Source organism: Rhizobium leguminosarum, from assembly GCF_019798305.1.
GTDB classification, from domain to species: Bacteria; Pseudomonadota; Alphaproteobacteria; order Rhizobiales; family Rhizobiaceae; genus Rhizobium; species Rhizobium leguminosarum_U.
Window position 1 is genome coordinate 68,815 of the sequence record NZ_JAAXDD010000003.1, and the last position, 19,373, is coordinate 88,187.

Sequence of the window (19,373 nt, forward strand, 5' to 3'; positions counted from 1 at the left end):
TAGCGATTGATGTCCCTTCTGTGCAAGTCCGTCCTCCCCTTTCTGGCATCATGCACCTGTTCTTTCCGGGGTGACCCATGCGCTATTCCGCTCTTTCGATTTTCCTGAACGGCCTTCGCGGCAACAAAGGCTGGGCGCCGGCCTGGCGCGATCCGGCGCCGAAGCCGCATTACGACGTCATCATCGTCGGCGGCGGCGGCCATGGCCTTGCCACCGCCTATTATCTTGCCAAGGAATTCGGCGTCACCAATGTCGCCGTCCTCGAAAAGGGCTATCTCGGCTCCGGCAATATCGGCAGGAACACGACGATCATCCGCTCGAACTACCTGCTGCCTGGTAATAATCCCTTCTACGAGCTGTCGATGAAGCTCTGGGAAGGGCTGGAGCAGGACTTCAACTTCAACGCCATGGTCTCGCAGCGCGGCGTGCTCAACCTCTTCCATTCCGACGCGCAGCGCGACGCCTATACGCGCCGCGGCAACGCCATGCGGCTGCACGGCGTCGACGCCGAGCTTCTCGATCGGCAGGCGGTGCGCAAGAAATTGCCCTTCCTCGACTTCGACAATGCCCGTTTCCCTATTATGGGCGGCCTGTTCCAGCCGCGCGGCGGCACGGTGCGCCATGATGCCGTCGCCTGGGGTTATGCGCGCGGCGCCGATCAACGCGGCGTCGACATCATCACCCAGTGCGAGGTGACCGGCATCCGCCGCGAAAACGGTGAGGTGACCGGCGTCGAGACCAGCAAGGGTTTCATCGGCTGCGGCAAGCTGGCGCTGGCGGCCGCCGGCAATTCCACCGTCGTCGCCGATATGGCCGGCCTTCGCCTGCCGATCGAAAGCCATGTGCTGCAGGCCTTCGTCTCCGAAGGGCTCAAACCGTTCATCGAGACGGTCGTCACCTTCGGCGCCGGGCATTTCTACGCGTCCCAGTCGGATAAGGGCGGCCTTGTCTTCGGCGGCGACATCGACGGCTACAATTCCTATGCCCAGCGCGGCAATCTCGCTTCGGTCGAGCATGTCGCCGAAGCCGGGCTGGCGCTGATTCCGTCGCTGTCGCGCGTGCGTTATCTGCGCTCCTGGGGCGGCGTTATGGATATGAGCATGGACGGCTCGCCGATCATCGACCGCACCCATATCGACAATCTCTATCTCAACACCGGCTGGTGTTACGGCGGCTTCAAGGCCACACCCGCCTCCGGCTTCTGCTACGCCCATCTGATCGCCCGCAATACGCCGCATCAGACCGCCCGCGCCTTCCGGCTCGATCGTTTCGCGCGCGGCTATCCGATCGACGAAAAGGGCGTCGGCGCCCAGCCCAATCTGCACTGAGGATTTTCGACGATGGCAAGCCTGATTTCCTGCCCTCACTGCGGCTCCCGACCGAAGGAGGAGTTTTCGATCCGCGGCGACGCGGGCCTGATAAGGCCCGCGCCGGATGCCGGTGCGGCGGCTTGGTTCGATTATGTCTATCTGCGCGACAATCCGAGGGGCCGGCACAGCGAATACTGGCACCACTCCTCGGGATGCCGGCGCTGGCTGATCGTCGAACGCGATACCGTCACCCATGCGGTCCACGGCGTCAGGGATGCCGCCCTCTCCAAGCTCGGTGGAGAACCGGCATGACGAGCTTCCGTCTTTCCTCCGGCGGCCGCATCGACCGCGCCACGACGCTCGGCTTCACCTTCGACGGCAGGGCGCTCGAAGGTCATACGGGCGATACGCTTGCCTCGGCGCTGCTTGCCAACGGCGTCCAGCTCGTCGGCCGCAGCTTCAAATATCACCGCCCGCGCGGCATCCTGACGGCGGGAGCTGCCGAACCGAACGCGCTGGTGACGACAGGCAGCGGCGGGCGCACCGAACCGAATACGCGCGCGACGATGATCGAGCTTTACCAGGGGCTGACGGCAAAGAGTCAGAACCGCTGGCCCTCGCTCGGCTTCGATGTCGGCGCGGTCAACGGACTGCTGTCGCCCTTCCTCAGCGCCGGTTTCTACTACAAAACCTTCATGTGGCCGGCGGCCCTCTGGGAAAAGCTCTACGAGCCGGTGATCCGCAAGGCGGCAGGGCTCGGCAGAGCATCCTATGAGGCCGATCCCGATTCCTACGAAAAATGCTGGGCGCATTGCGATCTGCTGGTGATCGGCGCCGGCCCCGCCGGTCTTGCCGCAGCGCTGACCGCCGGCCGTGCCGGTGCGCGCGTCATCCTCGCCGACGAGGGATCCGAACTCGGCGGCAGCCTGCTTTCCGACAGCGGCACCATTGACGGCAAGCCGGCGGACGCGCTTCTCGGTGAGCTGCTTGCCGAACTGGCGAGCCTGGAGAACGTGCGCCGCCTGCCGCGCATGACGGTGTTCGGCTGGTACGACGACAATGTCTTCGGTGCGGTCGAACGGGTGCAGAAGCATGTGGCGATGCCCGACCCCGAACGTCCCGTCGAACGATTGTGGCGCATCGTCGCCCGCCAGGCGATCCTTGCAACCGGCGCCGAAGAGCGGCCGCTCGTCTTCGGCGGCAACGACATTCCCGGTGTGATGATGGCAGGCGCGATGCGCAGTTATCTCAATCGGCAGGCGGTCGCACCGGGCAGAAGTACTGTCATCTTCACCACCAGCGACGCCGGATATCGCACCGCTGCCGATCTTGAAGCCGCGGGCCTCGCGGTAACAGCGATCGTCGACAGCCGCGGGGATGGAGGTGGGAGTTGGCAGGGCCGCGCCGCAGTGCTGGAGGGCGCCAGGGTCATCGATGCGTTTGGCGGCAAGAGCCTGCGCGGCGTCAACGTCAAGACCGCAGACGCCACCCGCCGGATCGAAGCGGATGCGCTTGCCATGTCGGGCGGCTGGAGCCCGATCATTCATCTTGCCTGTCATCGCGGCGCGAAGCCGCAATGGTCGCACGAGGCCTCGGCGTTTCTGGCGCCCGCCCAGCAGGAAGGTCTTGCCGTTGCCGGCTCGGCCGCCGGCCTTGCGAAGACGGCGACCTGCCTTGGGGATGGCGCCGCAAAGGCAGCTGCCGCATTGAAGGCGATCGGTTTCGCAGCGGCGGAGCCGGCCTTTGCCGCGGCGTCCGAGACGGCTGCACAGGCAAAGCCGCTCTGGTCGATCAAGGGCTCGAAGGGTAAGGCTTTCGTCGACTACCAGAACGACGTGCATCTCAAGGATTTGGGTCTCGCCGTCCGCGAAGGCTACGGCCATGTCGAACTCGCCAAGCGTTACACCACATCAGGCATGGCGACCGACCAGGGCAAACTTTCCAACATCAACGCCATCGGCATCCTTGCCGAGGCGCGTGGCTTGTCACCCGCTGAAGTTGGAACGACGACCTTCCGGCCCTTCTATACGCCGGTTTCCTTCGGTGCTTTGACCGGGACATCGCGCGGCAAACATTTCCAGCCGGCGCGCAAATCGCCGCTGCATGGCTGGGCCGAGAAGAACGGCGCGATCTTCGTCGAAACCGGCATCTGGTATCGTTCCTCCTGGTTTCCGCGCGCCGGAGAGGCGACATGGCGCGAAAGCGTCGACCGCGAGGTGCTGAACATCCGGAAGAATGCCGGCCTCTGCGACGTCTCGACCCTCGGCAAGATCGAAATCTTTGGCAAGGATGCCGCGACCTTCCTCGATCGCATCTATTGTAACGGCTTCGCCAAGCTCGCCGTCGGCAAGGCGCGTTACGGCATCATGCTGCGTGAGGACGGCTTCATCTATGATGACGGCACCACCAGCCGGTTCGGTGACGACCATTTCTTCATGACGACGACGACGGCGCTCGCCGCCGGCGTGCTGACCCATCTGGAATTCTGCGCCCAGACGCTGTGGCCGGAACTCGACGTCTGCTTCGCCTCCTCGACCGATCAATGGGCGCAGATGGCCGTCGCCGGGCCGAAGTCGCGCACCATTCTTGAGGAGATCGTCGACGAGGATTTGTCGGATGCGGCCTTCCCCTTCATGAGCGCCCGCAAGGTCTCCCTCTTCGGCGGCCGCCTCGAAGGCCGGCTCTTTCGGATCTCCTTCTCAGGCGAACTTGCCTACGAGCTGGCGGTGCCGGCTGGCTACGGCGAAGGCGTTGCCGATGCGGTCATGGCGGCGGGCGAGAGATATGGCATCTGCGCCTACGGCGCCGAAGCGCTTGGCGTCATGCGCATCGAGAAGGGTCATGTCACCCATGCCGAAATCAACGGCACGGTGACGCCTGGTGACCTCGGTTTCGGCCGCATGGTTTCATCAACCAAGCCGGATTTCATCGGGAGGGCAATGCTGGCGCGCGAAGGGCTGCAGGATCCCGAGCGACCGCGCCTCGTCGGCGTCAAGCCGCTTAATCCGGCAAGCGGTTTCCGCACCGGCTCGCATATCCTTGCCGAGGGTGCTGCGGCGACGCTCGAAAACGACCAAGGCTACGTGACATCAAGCGCCTTCTCGCCGACGCTCGGCCATATGATCGGCCTGGCCCTTGTCCGGCGTGGGCCGGAGCGCATCGGTGAAAAGGTGACGGTCTGGAACGGCCTGCGCAACGAATTCACCGATGCGGTGCTCTGCCATCCCGTCTTCATCGACCCCGAAAACGAGAAGCTCCATGCGTTATCTTCCGCAACATAAACCGGTTCTGGCCGGCATGGCATATAATGGCATCTCAGGGGCCGGCCTCCGGTTGGAAGCCTTGCCGGAGGGTCATATCCTGCATGTGCTCGGCTCAATCGAACCATCAGCGCTCGCCGCGGAATTGGTGAAAGCAGGCTTTGCGAAAAGTTCGATCCGCAAGGCGGGCTTCCGGCAATGGTTCGTTGCCGGCGATGAGCCGCTTGTCCAGGCCAGCCTCGATGCTCTCGCGGCAGCGCTTGCGGGAAAGGCCTTCGTCATGGATCAGAGCCACGGGCGCGTGCGTATCGGCGTTTCCGGCCGTTCTTCGCGGGCGCTTCTCTCAAGGGGGACCGCCGTCGATCTCGATCCTTCCGTCTTTCCGGAAGGCCATTCGGCCATGACGATGGTCGGTCATCTCTCGGTACAGATCATCCGCACCGGCGATGACAGCTTCGAACTCACGGTCCTGCGCAGTTTTGCCGAAAGCCTCTGGGGCGATCTCGCGCATATGGCGGCGAGCGCGGAAAAGGATAGCGTTAGAGGCGGGTTTCGATCGTTTTAAGCTATATGCAGCGCGGTGGCACCGACCCATTCGGGGCGCTCCGCACCTTGCAACTCTTCCACCGCATCGGCGGCAAAGCTCGGCACGACGCCGGTCCACAGCAGTGCGCCATCGGGATTGGAATGGCCGTCGCCCTCGAGCTTGTAGATGCTTTCGACGATATACTGGCCGTCATTGTTCAGGCCCTTGATCTCGGAGATCTCGATCACCCGGCGCCTTCCGGTGCGCTTGAAGCGGGCGATCTGCACGACGACGTCGACCGCCGAGGCGATCTGGGCGCGCAGCGGCCGAAGCGGCATGTCGATATCAGACATCAGCGCCAGCGTTTCCAGCCGGTGCAGGGAGTCATAGGGCGTGTTCGCATGTACCGTCGAAAGGCTGCCGCTGTGGCCTGATGTCATCGCCTGGATCATATCGAGCGCCTCGCCGCCGCGGCACTCGCCGACGATGACCCGGTCCGGCCGCATGCGCAGCGACGAGCGGAACAGGTCACGGATGCTGGCGCCGCCGCGGCCGAAACGGTCGGGCTTGGTCACTTCGAGATAGACGACGTGTTCCTTGCGGATCTGCAGTTCCGACGTGTCCTCGATGACGATGATGCGCTCGTGGTCGGCAAAGGCTTCCGACAGCGCGTTCAGCATCGTCGTCTTGCCGGTGCCGGTGCCGCCGGAGATGATCACGTTTTTCTGCAGCCCGACGGCCGCCTGCAGCAGCGTCAGCGACTGGTCGGTCAGGCTACCCTGGGTGACGAGATCGCGAATGCTGCGATGTTCTTTCAAAAAGCGGCGAATGGAGATGCAGAGCCCGGTGCGGGAGGCGGGCGGCTGGATCATCTGCACGCGCGAACCATCCGGCAGACGCGCCTCGATGCTTGGCTCCTCCGGCGTCAGCCGCTTGCCGGAGAACTGCGCGATGCTGCGCGCGGCCGATTCCAGATCCTCGCGGCTGGCGAAGCGCGTATCGGCCCGTTCGAGCTTGCCTCGCCTTTCGACGAAGATGTCGGATGTGCCATTGATCAGGATTTCGGACACGCTCGGATCATCGAGGAGAAAACGGATCGGCCCGAGCAGCTTGTCCAGCGCCCGGGTCAGGACCTGAAAGGTCGCCTGTTCGGCGGCGTCGTCTGAAACCGCCTTCATCAGAGCGGCATCCCGACCAGGACCGTGCTCATGCCGAATAGTGTCGCCATCATCTGAACCGCGGACGGAAAGAACATCATCAATGGAATGAGGACCAATGCAAGTATTAAGATGCTGCTCATCGTTTCCATCGTTTTCTCTCCGGATCGACTGGCGGGCGGTACCCACCATTTTGGGAAAGCTTAATCCAGATCGCCAAACAACGCCATGGCCGGGCCCCGCGGAGGCAGTCATTATGATCGCCGCACGCCGTTTCTTCTATCGCGTTGAAAGAATTGACCAATTATGGAGCAGTAGACGAGGCTCTACAAGATTGACAAAAACTTCGGCCATGCAGCTAAAATCTCAGCCCATTCAAGTGGTTAGTTGAAAAAATATGACGTCAACTGCGATTGTGCCGGCGATGCCTCCAAGACAATTGGAACCCTTCGTTTCGTTTGCTTGACGGAGGGCTGGCCTTGGGCGCACTCTTGGGTCTTAATGGTGTTGTTCAACAAACGTTGGCAGCCGGGGAAGATAAGCTGAAGCAGAAAATATCATTGGATCGAGCAACATGCTCGTTCGGATCGATGGCGTATGCTTGGTTCATCTTCACCAGGGCTTCGAACCGAAACAAACCTGGGAATGAGGAGTAATCACATGTTTGGTAAACTCAAGACTCTCGCAATTGCACTTCACAAGGACGAGCGTGGCGACATGGCCCAGATCGTCCTGGCCGTCGCCCTGATCGTCATTCCGCTGATGCTGATCCTGCTCGCATTCGGCAAACAGATCGGCGAATGGTTCAACGAAAAGAACACGGCGCTCTCGGATGCTGAGAGAATTCCTGAGCCGGGTCAATAAGCGGGTCGGGATCATGGATACGACCTATGATCTGACCCTGATGCCTGCAGCGGCGGCTCTTGCCGTCGCCTGCACCATGACCGCGGCGGTGCTCGACCATCGCCACGGTCATATCCCGAACGCCGTCACCTATCCCTGCCTGCTTGGCGGGTTCATGTTGGCGGCAGTCAGCGGCGGTCTCGCAGGAATAGGGCTTGCCTTCGCAGGCCTCCTTGCAGCCGGCCTGATCTTTTTCATCGCCTTCGCAGCCGGAAGCTGCGGCGGCGGCGACGTTAAGCTGATGGCGGCGCTCGGCGCCATTCTCGGCCTCTGGCCCGCCATCGACGTCACCCTTGCATCGCTCATGGTCGGCGGCGTGATCGCCGTTTTCTCCATGGCGAGGCGTGTTCAGTGGAGCGTGCTGGCCCGAACGGTCGGACTGTTTGCGCTTCTCCTGCCTGCTGGTTTCCGCGATGCCGCTTCCGTGCTGAAGCCGCGCGAAACACATCATACCGTGCGCTTCGGCGTTGCCGCTGCACTCGGACTTCTCTGGTGCCTTTTCATGCCCGATTTCACCCCTCTTTCACTCGTGAGGTAACGGCAATGCGCGCGGAACTCGAACGCCCCATCTTCGACGGTGCCTTCTGGAGTTCGATCCTGCACTCGCGGACCTTCTGGGTCCCTCAGGATCACGGCGCGCTCCTCGGTACCTTTGCGATCGCCATGATGCTGCTTGCCTCGATGCTGCTGCTGCCGCGGCTGTCCGCCCGCCGGCGCCGGATATCGGAGCTTCACGGCGATACCTCCGGCAGCACGACGATGATGGATTTCGTTCTCGTGACACCGGTCTTCGTCTTCTTCATGTTCGTGGTCTTCCAGTTCACCATCCTGGCCAAGAACCACCTCTTCACCCACTATGCCGCCTATGCGGCGGCGCGCAGCGCTCGCGTCTATTTCTGCCCGGCCCTGCCGATCACCATCCGGAGCTTGATCGACGCCAGGACCTGCGACGACGATGCTGCCGCCGGCAAGGCCGATCTTGCCGCCCGCCTGGCGCTGATCCCGGCCGCACCCTACGACCAGCTGAAATGCGTCGGCGCCTGCCAGCCACCGGAAGAGGCGCTCAAAAGCCTTGCCGATGCCTCGGGTCTTTCGAAGAACTGGCGGGCGATGCGCAACCAGGCCCGCTACATGTTCGATCCGCAGAACGTCACCGTGACCGTCGACCGCGCGCCGATGGCGCTCTATGCCGCCATCAACCGCTCGCCGCATGTGCCGGTCACTGCCAAGGTGGAAGCGCGCTTCCTGCTGCTCGAATATGCCGGCTGGGTTTTTGCCCGCGGTCAGAGGAAGGACGGCCGCTACTACACGATCTCGACGGCGGAGGTGAACCTGCTATGACACCGGCCCTCATCAAACGCCTGCACCGCGACGAACGCGGCTTCCTGTCACCGATCATCCTCTACATGACGATCGCGCTTGCCCTGATGATCGTCTGGATCCTGAACACGGGACAGATGATCTACGACAAGCAGCGCACGCAGGATACCGCCGATGCCGCCGCTCTCGTCCATGCCGACTGGGAAGCGCGCTATCTCAACATCATGGCGATGAACAATGTCGCATCGTCGCAGGCAACCGTCGTCATGGCCACGTCGGTCGCTTTCCAGCTGACGACGGCGGAACTGGCCCTGCGCTCGACCGTCATTCTGGCGAAACTCGCCCAATATTCCTTCACGGAAGGCTTGGGCCCGGCGTCGCTCCTGCCGCCGATGCCGCCGATGCCCCATTGCCCGGGCTGGCAGAAGGTCCCGGTCGTCGGCGGCATCATCTACGGTGCTTGCTTGGCGTTCCAGGGGTTCCGGGCGATAGGAGCCACCAAGGCGCTTGTATATACGGTAAAAGCACAGGTCGATTATGATCCCTTAGGCCTCATCGTGAAGTCTAGCGACATCATCGACGCGATGAATGATCTCAACGACTACCTCGTCGAGAGCTTTCCGCAGCGGGTCGGCAACGAAGCCTTGCATCTGGTGCGCCTGAACAAGTCGGATCACGTCGTCTTCCATCCGCCGTGTGAGTCCTGCGACCAGGCCGGAGAAGGTGCGGGCGGTAACCTGCCGGTCGATCGCGACGGCATCAATCCCGCTGCGGCCTATGCTGAAATGTGCCTGGCGATGAGCAAGGGCACGGAAGGACAGGACCCGTTTCTGATGCGCGGAGAGTTTGCCAATCGTGGGTTCCCCAACGGCAAGGGTCCGCTGACGGCAGGCGGCGTCGACGGCAGCCATATTCGCGACTGGGTCAACCACGAGAGCGGCATCGACGATGCTTTAGTGGACTTCTACATCTTTTATGAAGCCTTCGGCCCGGCCTATCTGAGCAAGGTCCCGTTCAAGGCGATCATCGAGCAATTTGGCGATCTCAGCTGGTGGGAGGAACTGCTGCTCGATGGCAGCTTCTATGTCGCCGAGAAATTCTTCGGCATCGAGTTCGGCGTCGTGAACCCCTTCCAGTTGCCGATCGACGTGCCGCCGCGCTATTCCGACAAGCAGACAAAAGACGAGAACGATTTCACCCGCAAGTTCGACATGATCTGGAACCAGGTCTGCGGCCCAGCCGGTGGCGCGATTTCCGTGGCGGGTGCTCCCCTGCCCGTCATCTCCTTACCGAAGCCTTACTGGCTGAAAGGACGCATACCGTTTAACTTCACGCCTTTTGGAGGCGAGCAGCTCGACGACTACCAGACGCTGGCGATCGTCTCCCGCGCCCCGCGCGCCAGACTGCAGATCCGCATCTTCAAGGACAAGACACCGTCCGCCTATGCGCTCGCGCAGAGCTGGGTCCACAATTACACGGCCTTCGACCTCTACACCCAGGACTGGCTGGCATCGCTTGCGCCCGCCACGCTTGCCGACGATATCGGCGAGGTTTCCAATACCATCAAGCAGAGCCCGGCGGCCGATAGTTTTGCCGGCTTGACCCGCGTCTTCGACCGAGGAGGAGCCAATGCCTGGGCTGCCGTCAACACACACTGAGCCTATGGGTGGCACTCCGGGCCGCGGGCTGCTGATGCGGCTGCACCGCGACAGGCGCGGTCTTGCCTCGATCGAATTCGTGCTCGCCGCGCCGGTCATCTTGCTGATCGTGATTTTCGTCATCCACGCGAACAAGATTTCCACCAAGAAGGTCGGAACCATGCTTGCGATGCGCAACGCCGCCTTCGCCGAGGCAAATGGGCTGAACTGCACGTCGGATTTCTCGAATGTCTTCCCGATCCCGGCTCTGCCGGCACTGCCGGGGGGCGACGCCATCAACTGCTCGCGCACACCATCGCATGAAGGCGACGGCGATCCGCAGCGCACCTTTGTCTGGGACGATGTTCAAAATACCTTGAAGAGCGACGGCCGCGACTTCGGCGACATAGTCGGCGACCTCGCCAATGAGAAGCCGCAGCTCGTCACCGCGACAGCCGACCGCGTCTACAAGTTCAGGGATTCCGACGATCTCGATACGATCAGGAGCCTCCGTTGGAAGGATGCGTTCATGGTTGATGATTCGACACTGTTTGCCTCGCACAACAATGACACCACGAGCAGCGGCTACGATCCGACGCTGCGCCGGGAAATTCGCGACGTGGCCGACGATTCCGGCGATCTGTTTGACGGCGTCTTTCCGGGAGCGAAATAAGATGAGACAAGGGCCCCGCATCTCCGTTCATCTCGCCGGTTTGGCGCTCGTCATCGGGCTTGCTGCCGCCATGGCCACACCTGTTCGAGCCGAGATCTACAAGGACTTGAGAGTGACGCTGAATTCGATGCTGGCCGGTATCGTCGGCGCGCCGGAACGGGCGCCACGCGATCTCGTCATCAACGGCCAACCGCTTGAATTCACGCCCTATCAGAGCGATCGCAGCATTTCCGATATCACCGACGAATGGCTGCGGGTATTGGCCGTCAATACAAGGCCTGCCCTGCCGAAAAGCAACGACAGGCAAGAGCTGACTGCGGTCATTGCCGCCAACATGCTGATCGTCCCGAAGATGAGCCGCATCCGCGACGATCTTGCCGTGGTGGTACGGTTCTTCGACGGCGACGGCGAGGCGGCCCTCGACTATCTCAGACGCCAGGATCCGGCCAATCCCTCGGCAAGGGCGCCGATCCCCGGCGTCTCGATCATGATCCGCCGGCCCGCCGATGCGCCGATGACCGAGGTGCTGATGAGCCGCTTCGAGGATGTAGCCGCGACGCTGCCGGCCTTCGCGGCTCCCGCCGATGTCAGCAAGCTGCCGATGTCGCTGCGTCCGCCGGCCGGTGTCGAGGTGCTGAGCGATATCGGCGATCGCGACAAGGGCCACACGTCGCGCACGGTCGTGTCGAAAGGCACGCTGTCGGCCACGCGCTGGTCGGATCAGCGCGCCGATCTTCTTGCCCGCGACGGCTTCACCATCGAGACGCCGCCAGCGCAGCACGGCCGGATCACGGCACTTTACGGCCGACGCGGCAGCGTCGAGGCCAATGTCTTGTACACCCGTAGTAAAACCGACGGCCGGACCGTCGAAGTCATCCAAATCAGGCAACCCTTCGTCGAAGGAATAACACCATGAACTGGAAGCTCATCGCGGCCGTCATCGTCGGGCTCATCACCGGCGTTCTGCTCTACTTCTGGACCGAGAGCGTCAAGAACGAGCAGGTGGCCTATGCCTTCATGCGGCTCCAGCCCGACAGGAAGGTGACGCGAGGTCAGGCGATTACGCCCGACATGCTCGCCGAACCGGTGATGCTGCCGGAAAGCTTCGGGGCGTTGGCAAAGCTCGCGGTTCCCGCGGCCAGCGCCTATCAGGAATGGCTGAAGGACAGGACGGCCGCCGCCGACATTCCGGCCGGCTCGGTGCTGCTCTTCCAGTATTTCGACGATACCGATGGCGGGCGCCTGACGACGATGATCGCACCCGGCAAGCGGGCACTGACCCTTCCCGTCAACGCCGCCTCGGCTGTCGGCCATTTCGTCGAGCCGGGCAGCTATGTCGATATCCTCGGCACGGTCGACGAACCGGTCGAACCCGTGGCGCCAGCCGCAGCAGCCCAGCCGGGAGCCCGTGGCCAGGCTCCTGCCGTCCCGGGTCAGGCGCCGGCCGCAGCCGGACAGCCGCAGGCTCCAGCCCAGCCGCAGTCGCCGGTCGAGCAGATGCTGAAGAACTATCTCACCCAGTATCCGGGCGCCGACGAGAACGATGTCAACGCTTACCGCAAACAGGCGCAGGACTATAAACTCGGCATCAGCTCGCGCACCCGCGTCGTCACCCGCACCTTCCTGCAGAATGTCAAAGTGCTGGCCGTCGGCGCGGCAACGACGGCGGAAGGTGCAGTCACCAAGGCCAACAGCACCTACAACAATGTGACCGTGGAAGTGACGCCGTCGGAAGCCGAAATGCTGATTTTTGCCATGGGCCAGTCGAACGGCAGCCTCAATCTCGTGCTGCGCAATCCGGCCGACAATACCGTCGAAGACCTGCCGAGCATCAACTGGACGCGCATGTGACCGTCGCGGGGGAATGAGCCATGCTGTTGAAGATTTCCTATGAGGACGGCAGCGGTCGGGAGGTGATCCCGCTCTCGGCGAACGAGACCTATTTCGTCGGCGAAAGCAGCACGCTGACGCTGCCGGCCGGCGCAGGCGTCGTGAGGCTGCGCGGCAGCCATGTCTCCTCGCCGCAATTCGTGCTGCGGAAATCGGGCCAGGGCTGGTCGGTGCAGCATCACGGCCGCAACCCGACACGCGTCGACGATCAGCCGCTTCGGGCCGGCACGCCGGTCGCGGTATCGGCCGGCATGTCGATCTGGGTGCCGAACGTCACGATCGAACTCGTCGAGCCGGCCGCGGCCGCGGTAGCGGTCACGCAATTTCCCGATCAGGAACGTGTGCTCGCCCTGCAGATGGAAATCCACGAGCGCCTGCTGAAGGACACGCAATATGACCGGCTGGTGAAATCCGCCGATTTCGGCCGAGAGGAGACGCGCACCCGCATCCGCGAACGCCTCGACATGTTCATAAAGGAGGCGCTCGACGCTGCGCCGCAGGATCTCGTCATCCTCGTCATCAAGAACGCCGTCTATCGCTGGCTGGCCAAACGCATCGCCCGCACGGGCCGGCGTGACGCCTCATCGAATGCTGCAACCCTGTCGCGCGAGGAGCAGGACAATCGCCGCCTCTTCGACGTCGGCAAGGCGCTGATTTCGGCCCTGCAGCTCAAGCTGAACTTCGAATCCACCCGCTCGGACTTCGCCCAGCTCGACACGCGGTTCAGCGCCGCCTTCCAGTCCCGCCAGGCTCTTTTCAACGCCGGCGACCGCTATGAGATCGCCCATATGCACCTGCGCTCCAGCATCGAGGAGCTGATGTATCGCTGGGGGACGATCTCCGAACTGATGGATCTCGACGTCATCTCGGAAATCATGGTCACGCGCTATGACGAGATCTACGTCGAAAAATTCGGCCTGCTGGAACGTTACCCCTTCGCCTTCGCCAATGAGCGACAGCTGATGAAGGTGATCGAGCGCATCGCCGTCGATTCCAACCGCTCGATCAACGAGAGCGAGGCGATGGCCGACTTCCGCATGCCGGATGGCTCACGCGTCAACGCCGTCATTCCACCGCTGGCGGTCAAGGGCGCTTGCCTCACCATCCGCAAGTTCGGCGGCAAGTCGCGGCTCGATATCAGCAAGCTGGTGACCGCCGGCGCGCTCAGCGAGCCGATGCGCGCCTTCCTCGAGGCGGCTGTCCGCTCGCGCAAGAACATCGTCGTCTCAGGCGGCACCGGCTCCGGCAAGACGACGCTTTTGAACAGCCTGTCGCAGTTCATCCCGGTCGGCGAGCGCGTCGTTGCCGTCGAGGACACGTCAGAACTGCAGCTCGACGGGATCCATGTCGTCTATCTGCAATCGCGGCCGAAGACGGCGGAGTCCGAGACCAGCGTCACCATCCGCGATCTCGTGCGCAACGCGCTGCGCATGCGGCCCGACCGCATCATCGTCGGCGAGTGCCGCGGTGCGGAGGCGATCGACATGCTGCAGGCGATGAACACCGGCCATGCCGGCTCGATGACGACGGCGCATGCCAACACGCCGCAGGACATGATGACCCGCCTGGAAGTGATGGTGCTACAAGGGCAGAGCTCGCTGCCTGTCATGGCGATCCGCCAGCAGATCGTTGCCGCCGTCGAGCTCGTCGTGCAGCTGAACCGCCTGGCGAACGGCCGGCGCGCGGTGACGGAGATTTCCGAAGTGATCGGTATCGATCCGGATACCGGCCTCATCATCGTCGAGCCGATCTTCAATCTCGTCGGCCGCGCCGGCGGCCAGGCCGTGCATGCCTTCACCGGCTACTTGCCGAGCTTCGTCGCCGAGCTCGTCGAGTTCAACGACGACGGCGAAATCGAAAAACTAGACATGTTCGTCTGATGGGGGAAAACCATGAATGTCAGCATTCTGCAGATTTTTACGGTCGCCCTCGGCGCGGTCACAGTGGGACTGCTCGTCTGGGGCGCGCCGGTGCGCTGGCCGGCGCCGTTGCTGCGCGCCACCGAACGTGACATTGCGCTCGCCAGCGAGGCAGCACAGGTCTTCGGGCGCGATGCCGTTCCGCCCTATACGATGATCCTCGCCTACGGCATCACGGCGATCGTCGTCTTCCTGGTGATCTCACTGATCTTCGGGCCGATCTTCGGCTTCGTCATCGCCATCCCGGTCGCGATCTTCCTCCCCAAGGGCGTGATCCGTTATTTTCTGCAGCGCCGCTGGCTGCAAATCGAATCGCAGCTTCCCTACGCCGTCGACCAGATCGTCTCGGCGGTGCGCACCGGCAAGCCGCTTGCCATCGCCGTCAATGCGGTAGCCGATACCGGCCAGATGCCGGCCTCGCGCGAGTTCGAGCGCATTGCCCGCGAACAGAAGCTCGGCATCGGCCTGGTCGAGGCGCTCGACCGCCACGGCCGCAACGTGCCGAGCCTGCACTTCAAGATGGTCGATGCGGCCCTCGGTCTCTTTGCCCGCCAGGGCGGCGACATTTCCGAACCGCTGACGGAAATGTCGAAATCCTTCAAGGAAATCTGGAAGCTCGATCAGAAGATCACCACCTCGTCGTCGCAGGCGCGCATGAATTTCCGCGTCGTCAACGGCGGTGCGCTGTTCATGATCCTGATGATCTTCTTCGGCCAGCCTGAACTGATCGATAAGGTGTTCGGTAACGCCATCGGCATCGTCATCGCGATCGTCGGCGCCATCCTCTACGCGACCGGTTTCTTCTGGATGCGCTCGATGATGAAGGTGTCGGTCTGATGTCTCAGATACCTCTTGGCCTCATCGCCGTCGTCTTTGCCGGGATCACCGCTGCACTGTTCGTCTGGTGGATCGGCGATCTGCTCGGCAGCATTCAGGTGGTGCGCCGGTCCGCCGGCGGCGATGGTCCGCCACCCAATATCGTCGACAGCATTGGCATGCGCACCCCGGTCGAATTCGTGCTGACGCATTTCGAGGCCCTCCTGGCCGATTACGGCGCCCAGCTCGAGCAGAAGCTGATCTATGCCGGCCGGCCGTTCGGCGGCGTCACGGGACGGGAATATATCGCACTTCTCGTGGTTCTCAGCCTCTTCGGTTTCGTCGTGCTCGGCCTGCTGTTCGGCATTGCCAGCGGCAGCGTGATCGGCGGGCTGGTGGCCGGGCTGATCCTCGGCCTGATCCCCGCCATCTATTTCTGGGTCGTCGCCGACGACAAGGCGCAGGACCGCAAGGAACGCATCTCGCGCGAATTTCCCTATTTCCTCGATCTCGTCGTCATGACGCAGCAGGCGCAGGCGACGCTGCCGGAAAGCCTGAGACTTTATGCCGAGGCCGCACCCGGCACCGTCATGAGCGAGGAGATCGAACAGACGCTGAAGGACGTGGCGCTCGGCACCGGCATGATCGAGGCGCTGCAGCGGCTGGAGCGCCGCATGACCGCCGAAGAGGTCATCCGCGTCATCCGCGCCGTGATCCAGGGCGAAGTCGAGGGCAGCAACCGCGTCGAATTGTTGCGCGAACATGCGCGCGACCTGCGTTTCCGCCGCTGGGAAAAGGCCGACAGGGCCAGTGAAAAGCTGAAGGCCAAGATCGTCATGCCGGCGATGATGATCGTCGTATCAATCCTGCTTCTGGTGCTGGCGCCTGCAATTGTCGAGATGATGTCGAGTGGGATGTTCTGATCATGGCCTTTTTTTCCTTCTTTCGCGGAAACAAACCAAGCCTTCTGCAGACCGGTCCCGGCGGCCAGAGCCGCAGCCATGTGCTCGACCGGCCGGAAATGTCGATCGGCCGGGCTGCTAATGCCGATATCGTCGTCGACGATCCGTTCCTGGCGCCGATCCATGCGCGCATCGAGCGGCAAAGCGACGGCGGCTTCATCATTCGCCGAATGGGGCTGAACCCGATCATGCTGCGCGGCGAAGCGCTGTTGCAGACGGCGTCGCTGAAAGCCGGCGACAGCTTCCGTCTCGGCAAGGACGTCGAATTCCAATTCGTCGTCAAGGCCGCCGCCAAGGAAGCGCCGAAGAAGGGGGCCTCCAAGGCAAGTGACGACAAGCCGAAAAAGTCGCTCCTCAAACAGCCGGCCTTTCTGGCCGGCATGGGTGTCGCCTATCTCGCCATCGTCGGCATCATCGGCTACGTGATCCTGTCCGGCGGCAGCAGCGCGGAAAGCGGCCCGACGGCAGAGCGCATCAATGCGGAAGCCGGCCGCATTCCGACATGCATCAAGAATGCCAGGCGCATGCGCCAGGTGTCTGAGCAAAGTTTCAACGGGGCTGTCGGCGGCCGCGTCGGCAGGGATGGCGAGGCAACCTATGCCGCCCTTTCGCTGGCAGCCGAACCGTCTGATGACGCCGCACTGGCAAAGGCCGCCGAACCAATCGTCGAGGCCTACAAACGCACGGCCCTTGCCGCCCTTGCCTCGGAAAACCGCGGCAACAATACGCTGGCGCAGAGCCTCTACCAGCAGACCTACGATCTCGTTCCCGACATCAACTGCTCGGCCGCGCGCTTCGCGCTGCAGCGCCGCGCCGCCACGAAGCCGCCCGCCCGCCGCTGATGGCAGGCCTGCAGCAGGCAATGCTCGCCGGTGCCGGGGTGATCAGAGGCGCGCGCGTTGCACAGGTCTGCTCTATGGCTGCCCGGGGGGCTTGGCCCTCCCCGCCTCGCATTCCGGCAGTCGCACAGGCTTGGCGAGGTTCGCCAGCGCCTCGGGCTTGGCGCATGCCGGGAAGCCAGCGAGCGGCATTGTCTCTGTGAACCGATTGCGCTCGATTATGCTTAGGCCGGGTTCACTGATCATGCTCTCGACAGTCACCTCGGGGTGCTGCTTGAGAGTTTCCATAGCTGAGGCATGCGCCTCATCGGTTCGGCCCAGTGCCGCAAGCGAGCTGCTACGGACCACCCAAGTCCACCTTTGGTAGTTGTTGGGCGTCATGCGCTCCAACATCGTCACCGCGTCTTCATACCGCCCCGCCATAAAATAGGCAGGTGCGAAGAAGTTGGACGCCCACATCGGATAATTCGGGTCGAGCCGCATGACCTTGTCGACCATTTGAGCACCGCGTTCTGGTTCACCGAATCGTGCTGCATAGCCGCTGTAAAAAGTCAGGATTTCGGACGAACCCGGTGCGAGACGAAGGGCCGTGTCGAATTCGGACTTGCCGCGGCCCATATCGCCCTTATTGGCAAGGCTCATACCAAACACCGCATGGGCTTCAGCGTCGCTCGGATCAAGCCGCACCGCGCGTTCGGCCACATCGGCGGCCACCTTGCGGTTGCTTTCGGGATCGACGCCAAACACACCCATCAGATCATGAGCATGGTAAAGTTCTACCCAGGCCCGTGCCAGCCCGGGGTCCAGTTCGACGGCGCGGTTGAGAAACGTGATGGCCTCCTCGTCATCGGCTTTGGTGAGCTTTTCGATCTTCTCGGACCCGAGAAGATAGTAATCATAGGCATTCAGGTTTTCAGGCCGTTTGCGTTTGGCTGCAGCCCGCCCGGCCTCTTGAATCAGTCCCACTCCGCCGCCGAGGCGGTTGGCGACCTGTTCTGCGATTTCGGTCTGAACGGCGAACACGTCCTCAGCGGGCCGGTCCCAATTCTCCGACCAAAGATGGTGGCCGGTTTTCGCATCGATCAACTGTGCTGTGATCCGAACCCGGCCACTCTGCCGCTGGATCGAGCCTTCCAGTACGAAGCCGACATGGAGCGCGCTTGCGACCTGGCGGGCATCCACGGGCTTGCCTTTATAAACTTCCGTCGAATTCCGCGCCACCACCTCGAATTCGGGAAACCGCGCGAGGTCGGTGATGATGTCCTCAGTCAGGCCATCGGCCAGACGCCCGCTGGCCTCGTCGCCGCCATAATTGTTGAAGGGCAGCACTGCCACCGAAGGCTTGCCACTCAAGGGTTCGGGCTGCAAGAACCACCAGACCCCGCCGCCCGCCAGAGCTAGCGCCACGATCCCCGCTGCAGCCGCCTTGGCCCAGCGCGGTATCATTTTGAGAAGGGGCCGACGCGCCCGTTTGCCGTCGAGCCTCAGCCGATACATCCGTACCGGGCGGCTGATGTTCTTGACCTGCTGCTCGCCGGCGAAATCGAGCGGCCAGTCGAGTTTGCCCTGGAGATGATCGTATGCCGTGCCCGACACCACCACGCCGCCCGGCTCGGCCAAATGCTCCAGCCGCGCGGCGACATTCACCCCATCCCCATAGACATCGCCATCCACCAGGGCCACATCGCCCAGATTGATCCCGACGCGAAATACGATGCGCTCAGGCTCCGGTAGGTCGGCGTTGCGCGCCGCCACGACATTCTGAAACTCCGCGGCGCAGGCAACCGCATCAACCACGCTGTCGAAGGCGACGAGCGTGCCGTCACCCATTAGCTTGATAACGGTGCCATGGCGCTGAGAGATGGCGGGATTGATCAGTTCGGCGCGGATGGCCTTCAGTCGCTTGATGGTGCCGGCCTCATCGGCCTCCATCGCCTTCGAGTAGCCGACCATATCCGCCGCTAGGATCGCGAGCAGCTTCCGGTCAAGCGTGGGGGTACCCATCATCATTGCCTTGCATGAACATGCAATAGTGTCGGCAGTCTACACCCATCGACGCGCCGCAACTAGCACACCGCCAAAACGGCAGATCTGCTTGTGGTGCTATCCGGCCGTAGAAGTCGTTCTTGAAGTTGCCCGGAAAGCTTTAGCTGCCACCGGC

At 62.8% G+C, this 19,373-nt stretch carries 18 protein-coding genes; 15 read left to right on the forward strand and 3 right to left on the reverse strand.

The features are described from left to right. Nucleotides 1–77: 77 nt before the first annotated feature. From HFO99_RS06285 to HFO99_RS06300, 4 genes are read left to right on the forward strand one after another with little or no spacing between them, the layout of a single operon-like run. A complete protein-coding gene (locus HFO99_RS06285; protein ID WP_222359988.1) occupies nucleotides 78–1,328 on the forward strand; it encodes a sarcosine oxidase subunit beta family protein in 1,251 nt (416 codons plus the stop codon). Between the two features lie 12 nt (nucleotides 1,329–1,340). Next, nucleotides 1,341–1,622, forward strand: coding sequence for a sarcosine oxidase subunit delta (locus HFO99_RS06290; protein WP_222333886.1), 282 nt, complete (start codon nucleotides 1,341–1,343; stop codon nucleotides 1,620–1,622). Then, complete coding sequence (locus HFO99_RS06295; RefSeq protein WP_222359989.1) at nucleotides 1,619–4,591, forward strand: sarcosine oxidase subunit alpha family protein; 2,973 nt, start codon at nucleotides 1,619–1,621, stop codon at nucleotides 4,589–4,591. The genes HFO99_RS06290 and HFO99_RS06295 overlap by 4 nt, the downstream gene beginning before the upstream one ends. Further along, a complete protein-coding gene (locus HFO99_RS06300) occupies nucleotides 4,569–5,135 on the forward strand; it encodes a sarcosine oxidase subunit gamma family protein (RefSeq protein WP_222359990.1) in 567 nt (188 codons plus the stop codon). Before HFO99_RS06295 ends, HFO99_RS06300 begins: the two co-directional genes overlap by 23 nt. On the opposite strand, the gene HFO99_RS06305 is transcribed toward HFO99_RS06300, so the two are convergent. Then, the gene (locus HFO99_RS06305) at nucleotides 5,132–6,274 is read right to left on the reverse strand and encodes a CpaF family protein (protein WP_222272113.1); all 1,143 of its coding nucleotides are present in this window, start codon (nucleotides 6,272–6,274) and stop codon (nucleotides 5,132–5,134) included. The genes HFO99_RS06300 and HFO99_RS06305 overlap by 4 nt on opposite strands. Then, entirely contained in the window at nucleotides 6,274–6,405 is a 132-nt protein-coding gene (locus tag HFO99_RS33330; RefSeq protein WP_257785324.1) for a hypothetical protein, read from the reverse strand. Before HFO99_RS33330 ends, HFO99_RS06305 begins: the two co-directional genes overlap by 1 nt. Nucleotides 6,406–6,913: 508 nt before the next feature. Here HFO99_RS33330 and HFO99_RS06310 point away from each other — a divergent pair. The 11 genes from HFO99_RS06310 to HFO99_RS06360 are packed head-to-tail and all read left to right on the forward strand — an operon-like array spanning nucleotide 6,914 to nucleotide 17,215. Beyond that, nucleotides 6,914–7,117, forward strand: a complete 204-nt coding sequence (locus HFO99_RS06310; RefSeq protein ID WP_003548168.1) for a hypothetical protein — start codon at nucleotides 6,914–6,916, stop codon at nucleotides 7,115–7,117. A 13-nt stretch (nucleotides 7,118–7,130) separates the two neighbouring features. After that, a complete protein-coding gene (locus HFO99_RS06315; RefSeq protein WP_017968491.1) occupies nucleotides 7,131–7,694 on the forward strand; it encodes a prepilin peptidase in 564 nt (187 codons plus the stop codon). A 5-nt stretch (nucleotides 7,695–7,699) separates the two neighbouring features. Further along, nucleotides 7,700–8,497, forward strand: coding sequence for a TadE/TadG family type IV pilus assembly protein (locus tag HFO99_RS06320; RefSeq protein WP_222250525.1), 798 nt, complete (start codon nucleotides 7,700–7,702; stop codon nucleotides 8,495–8,497). After that, nucleotides 8,494–10,134 carry a TadE/TadG family type IV pilus assembly protein gene (locus HFO99_RS06325; protein WP_222359992.1) on the forward strand — a complete coding sequence of 547 codons (1,641 nt, stop codon included), beginning with the start codon at nucleotides 8,494–8,496 and terminating at the stop codon, nucleotides 10,132–10,134. Before HFO99_RS06320 ends, HFO99_RS06325 begins: the two co-directional genes overlap by 4 nt. After that, nucleotides 10,106–10,786 carry a TadE/TadG family type IV pilus assembly protein gene (locus HFO99_RS06330; protein ID WP_222359994.1) on the forward strand — a complete coding sequence of 227 codons (681 nt, stop codon included), beginning with the start codon at nucleotides 10,106–10,108 and terminating at the stop codon, nucleotides 10,784–10,786. Before HFO99_RS06325 ends, HFO99_RS06330 begins: the two co-directional genes overlap by 29 nt. A gap of 1 nt (nucleotide 10,787) precedes the next feature. Then, nucleotides 10,788–11,702, forward strand: a complete 915-nt coding sequence (locus HFO99_RS06335; RefSeq protein WP_222359996.1) for a hypothetical protein — start codon at nucleotides 10,788–10,790, stop codon at nucleotides 11,700–11,702. Beyond that, nucleotides 11,699–12,637, forward strand: coding sequence for a Flp pilus assembly protein CpaB (locus tag HFO99_RS06340; protein WP_222359998.1), 939 nt, complete (start codon nucleotides 11,699–11,701; stop codon nucleotides 12,635–12,637). Before HFO99_RS06335 ends, HFO99_RS06340 begins: the two co-directional genes overlap by 4 nt. Before the next feature lie 20 nt (nucleotides 12,638–12,657). Then, on the forward strand, nucleotides 12,658–14,556 hold the full coding sequence (locus tag HFO99_RS06345; protein ID WP_222250535.1) for an ATPase, T2SS/T4P/T4SS family: 1,899 nt from the start codon (nucleotides 12,658–12,660) through the stop codon (nucleotides 14,554–14,556). Nucleotides 14,557–14,568: 12 nt separating this feature from the next. Continuing rightward, nucleotides 14,569–15,432 (forward strand): type II secretion system F family protein, encoded by an 864-nt coding sequence (locus HFO99_RS06350; RefSeq protein ID WP_222250537.1) that lies wholly within the window; start codon nucleotides 14,569–14,571, stop codon nucleotides 15,430–15,432. Next, nucleotides 15,432–16,334, forward strand: coding sequence for a type II secretion system F family protein (locus tag HFO99_RS06355; RefSeq protein WP_222360000.1), 903 nt, complete (start codon nucleotides 15,432–15,434; stop codon nucleotides 16,332–16,334). The genes HFO99_RS06350 and HFO99_RS06355 overlap by 1 nt, the downstream gene beginning before the upstream one ends. A 2-nt stretch (nucleotides 16,335–16,336) precedes the next feature. Next, a complete protein-coding gene (locus HFO99_RS06360; RefSeq protein WP_222360002.1) occupies nucleotides 16,337–17,215 on the forward strand; it encodes an FHA domain-containing protein in 879 nt (292 codons plus the stop codon). Between the two features lie 72 nt (nucleotides 17,216–17,287). Here the strand turns inward: HFO99_RS06360 and HFO99_RS06365 are convergent, their stop codons facing one another. Then, a complete protein-coding gene (locus tag HFO99_RS06365) occupies nucleotides 17,288–19,216 on the reverse strand; it encodes an adenylate/guanylate cyclase domain-containing protein (protein ID WP_222360004.1) in 1,929 nt (642 codons plus the stop codon). Nucleotides 19,217–19,373 lie beyond the last annotated feature (157 nt).

Coding starts and splice junctions, on each gene's coding strand:
- HFO99_RS06300 (WP_222359990.1), top strand. CDS start 4,569: ATGCGTTATCTTCCGCAACATAAACCGGTTCTGGCCGGCATGGCATAT.
- HFO99_RS06310 (WP_003548168.1), top strand. CDS start 6,914: ATGTTTGGTAAACTCAAGACTCTCGCAATTGCACTTCACAAGGACGAG.
- HFO99_RS06340 (WP_222359998.1), top strand. CDS start 11,699: ATGAACTGGAAGCTCATCGCGGCCGTCATCGTCGGGCTCATCACCGGC.
- HFO99_RS06290 (WP_222333886.1), top strand. CDS start 1,341: ATGGCAAGCCTGATTTCCTGCCCTCACTGCGGCTCCCGACCGAAGGAG.
- HFO99_RS33330 (WP_257785324.1), bottom strand. CDS start 6,405: ATGGAAACGATGAGCAGCATCTTAATACTTGCATTGGTCCTCATTCCA.
- HFO99_RS06365 (WP_222360004.1), bottom strand. CDS start 19,216: ATGGGTACCCCCACGCTTGACCGGAAGCTGCTCGCGATCCTAGCGGCG.
- HFO99_RS06305 (WP_222272113.1), bottom strand. CDS start 6,274: ATGAAGGCGGTTTCAGACGACGCCGCCGAACAGGCGACCTTTCAGGTC.
- HFO99_RS06360 (WP_222360002.1), top strand. CDS start 16,337: ATGGCCTTTTTTTCCTTCTTTCGCGGAAACAAACCAAGCCTTCTGCAG.
- HFO99_RS06285 (WP_222359988.1), top strand. CDS start 78: ATGCGCTATTCCGCTCTTTCGATTTTCCTGAACGGCCTTCGCGGCAAC.
- HFO99_RS06320 (WP_222250525.1), top strand. CDS start 7,700: ATGCGCGCGGAACTCGAACGCCCCATCTTCGACGGTGCCTTCTGGAGT.
- HFO99_RS06355 (WP_222360000.1), top strand. CDS start 15,432: ATGTCTCAGATACCTCTTGGCCTCATCGCCGTCGTCTTTGCCGGGATC.
- HFO99_RS06315 (WP_017968491.1), top strand. CDS start 7,131: ATGGATACGACCTATGATCTGACCCTGATGCCTGCAGCGGCGGCTCTT.
- HFO99_RS06325 (WP_222359992.1), top strand. CDS start 8,494: ATGACACCGGCCCTCATCAAACGCCTGCACCGCGACGAACGCGGCTTC.
- HFO99_RS06335 (WP_222359996.1), top strand. CDS start 10,788: ATGAGACAAGGGCCCCGCATCTCCGTTCATCTCGCCGGTTTGGCGCTC.
- HFO99_RS06330 (WP_222359994.1), top strand. CDS start 10,106: ATGCCTGGGCTGCCGTCAACACACACTGAGCCTATGGGTGGCACTCCG.
- HFO99_RS06350 (WP_222250537.1), top strand. CDS start 14,569: ATGAATGTCAGCATTCTGCAGATTTTTACGGTCGCCCTCGGCGCGGTC.
- HFO99_RS06345 (WP_222250535.1), top strand. CDS start 12,658: ATGCTGTTGAAGATTTCCTATGAGGACGGCAGCGGTCGGGAGGTGATC.
- HFO99_RS06295 (WP_222359989.1), top strand. CDS start 1,619: ATGACGAGCTTCCGTCTTTCCTCCGGCGGCCGCATCGACCGCGCCACG.